Source organism: Moorena sp. SIO1F2 (genome assembly GCF_010672755.1).
Classification (GTDB): Bacteria; Cyanobacteriota; Cyanobacteriia; order Cyanobacteriales; family Coleofasciculaceae; genus Moorena.
In genome coordinates this window covers 1-3,329 of record NZ_JAAHFV010000519.1, presented here as the reverse complement: position 1 = coordinate 3,329, position 3,329 = coordinate 1, and the positions used below count along the sequence as shown (strand labels likewise).

Annotated in this window: 2 protein-coding genes; one reads left to right on the top strand and one right to left on the bottom strand. The window is 45.3% G+C overall.

Annotated features, from left to right (window positions below; genetic code table 11):
* The coding region (locus F6J94_RS32080; RefSeq protein ID WP_293047648.1) for a glycosyltransferase at nt 1-1,366 on the bottom strand (1,366 nt) is incomplete at its 3' end.
* Between the two features lie 437 nt (nt 1,367-1,803).
* Here F6J94_RS32080 and F6J94_RS32075 point away from each other — a divergent pair.
* Nucleotides 1,804-3,171: an NAD(P)/FAD-dependent oxidoreductase gene (locus F6J94_RS32075; RefSeq protein ID WP_293047646.1), complete on the top strand. Its 1,368-nt coding sequence runs from the start codon at nt 1,804-1,806 to the stop codon at nt 3,169-3,171.
* Nucleotides 3,172-3,329: the final 158 nt, after the last annotated feature.

Below are 3,329 nucleotides of genomic sequence, written 5' to 3'. Positions count from 1 at the left end.
TGCTATCCCAGGTGTAATATTCCAAAACATACTGCTGACAACGTTTCTGTAACCTTTGCCACAGGTGTTGATCACAAAGTATTTCCCTGATTCCTCTAGCAATATCTGCTGGATCACTGGGATCAACTAACATACCATAGTCTTCATCTCCTACTTTCAGACTTTCACCAACACCACTATTTTTTGTCACCACTATCGGTAATCCTGCTGCTGCTGCTTCTAAAGGAGCAAGACCAAAGGGTTCAAACAAAGAGGTAAGAGTAAACACGGAACCACGCTGAGCAAAATACCGATAGGAAGCGGCTAGTGCTGGTTGATCGGGTACTGAGAAAGCGCTAATTTTACCCCACAAATTTTTTTCTCGTACTACTTCCCTGATCGGACCTATTACTAGTTTTTCGGTCTGTTGATCGTGGACTTTTTCTTGCAAAGGGTTATCCAATCCACCAGTAATCAGCACGACATTGGCTTTCTGTTGGACGATCACATCGTCAGCAAATCCTTGCACTAAACCTAGGAGGTTTTTCTTGGGATCTAAACGGCTGGATGCCAAGATAGCCGGTAGACTCCGCCTTGACTCACTGATGTCCCGCTGCAATCGCTCTTCAATCAGTTGATAAGTCGCTTGTTCATTATGAGCGATCGCATCGGAACCAAACACAGAGGCATTGACTCCCGGTGCAATAACGGCAAATCGATGATCAGCTTCTACATCCACTGCTCCACGATAAGCATGATGACTGTACTGTTGGAACCGCTCTTGTGCCGTATTAGTAATATTGAGGGCTGAGTGATTCATGCTCAACCGTTCCGCTAGGATCCGGTATCGGAAATTGTAATAGTGATCGATTTGAGCCAGATTCTCAGGAGTGACGTGGAGTTTATCCATTTTTTGAGCCCCCAGGGAATGACCTGTGAATGTAAAGGGTATCCCTGTCTGTTGCTCAATCAGCACTCCACACACTCCCCCATCACTGTAGTGGGTAGTCATGATATCAGGGAATTTACCTTCCTCTCGATAAAATTCCAGGATGTTTGGTACCCAGTCTTGGACGAGATAGGGCCACAACAATTCTTTGCGCAGGAACTGTTTTGGTCCGGCTGGCAATCGGATAATCCGGAGGTTGTCTACACTCCCATAGCAATCAAATGTCTCGGCAAATTCTGGCCAATCCGGATCAATGATGTGGCGGGTGAGAATATCTATTTGGTGACCTTGTTTTGCGATCGCATCTGCGACTTGCCTGACATAGACCAACTGACCACCGAAATCGGGATGTTCGCTAATGTAGCTATTTTTATGGTCAAAATTACCGTGAGGGTTGAGAAATCCAATGTGCATCACACTGACTCGAATAACAACCAACTGTTACCAAACCCTTACAATTCCTAGGATTTACAATCCAGGTTTAGCTTGTTTTGGGGATCTTATGTTATTTAAAAATTAAACTTATCATTATATTATTAAATTGGGTGGTTTTTACGACACAGTTAATAGTTTTTAATGTTAAATTATATTAAGAAGCCTCGGGAAAGACGAGACCTCTTGCGTAAATAGACAACAACAGCGTGATAACTACGATAGTTACCTCCTAATAAATGACTTTTGCAAAAGGTCTACGGTTAAGGCAGGGACGTTATTCGTAATCAATCGTAAATAGGACTTACGCATTTGCCCCCGTGGGTCCCCCAATTCTGGGGGACTTTAACTCAATTTCCCCCCAAAATTGGGGGGCTAGGGGGGCGAAATCAAGTTAACCGCGTAAGTCCTGGTAAACAAATTCAGGAGAGGTAAGACATTCTATGGTTAGTTCTATGGTTAGTTCTATAGTTAGTGAAGCAAAGACCACTACTCCTCACCATGTGGTCATTATTGGTGGCGGATTTGGTGGACTCTATGCTGCTCAGGCTCTGAGAAAGGCACCAGTGAAAGTAACTCTAATCGATAAACGGAACTTTCATTTGTTCCAGCCCCTACTCTACCAAGTTGCTACAGGGGGCTTATCCGCTGGTGATATTTCCTCACCCCTGCGGGCAATCCTGAGTCACCAGAAAAATACTCAAGTGCTGATGGGGAAAGTAATTGGTCTTGACCCGAACCAGAAAACCGTTCAACTAGCAGACAAAGAAATATCTTACGACTCCCTGATCGTGGCGACTGGCGTTAGCCACCACTACTTCGGTAATGATCAATGGGCAAAAGATGCTCCTGGTTTGAAAACCATTGAAGATGCCCTAGACATTAGACGTCGGATTTATTCTGCCTTTGAAGCCGCAGAAAAAGAAACTGACCCCGAGAAACGTCGCGCTTGGTTGACCTTTGTGTTGGTAGGAGGCGGACCAACTGGAGTGGAATTAGCCGGGGCCATGGCAGAATTGGCTTACGACACCTTAAAAGATGACTTCCGCGACATTGATACTTCCGAAGCCAGGATTTTGCTGTTGGAAGGGATGGATCGGATTTTGCCTCCTTACCCACCGGAGTTATCAGTAAAAGCCCAAAATTCTCTGGAACGGTTAGGGGTAATAGTACAGACAAAGACTCTAGTTACTAATATTGATAATGATATAGTTACCATGCGTCGAGGAGAGCAGGTAGAGGAAATTAACGCCAAAACTGTTCTGTGGGCAGCAGGGATGAAAGCGTCTGCTATGGGCAAGGCGCTAGCACAAGCTACTGGTGTGGAGTTAGACCGGGCTGGACGGGTGATAGTACAACCGGATATGAGCTTGGCAGGACATCCGGATATTTTTGTGATTGGTGATTTGGCGAATTTCTCTCATCAAACTGGTAAACCCCTACCAGGAGTTGCGCCAGTGGCGATGCAACAAGGCAAGTATGTCTCTACTCTGATTCAGAAGCGCCTCAAGGAGGAGACAGTAGCGGATTTCCATTATCAGGATTATGGCAATTTAGCGGTGATTGGACGGAATGCCGCAGTAGTGGATTTGGGGTTTGTTAAGTTCTCTGGTTTCCCCGCTTGGCTAGCCTGGATTTTTATCCACATCTTCTTCCTGATTGAGTTTGATAATAAGTTGCTGGTCATGATTCAGTGGGCATGGCATTACCTTACCTTTAAGCGCGGGGTTCGTTTAATTACTAACCTTGAGGAAGAACCAGCAGGCAATTTCGAGGAGAGAAGAGATTATCGGACGCCGGTACAGGTGTAGGGCTTTAGGGATTAGGGATAGTGTGGGGAGGGTGGGAAGTGTGGGGAGATGGGGAGATGGGGAGATGGGGAGATTTTTATTAAGGGTAATTATCCTGAGATGATATAAGTACTGAAACCATTAACCAGTACTCTCACCCCTAATCCCTAATACTATTA

Excerpts from the sequence above, each read along its gene's own strand:
- F6J94_RS32075 (WP_293047646.1), top strand. The coding sequence starts at position 1,804 with ATGGTTAGTTCTATGGTTAGTTCTATAGTTAGTGAAGCAAAGACCACT.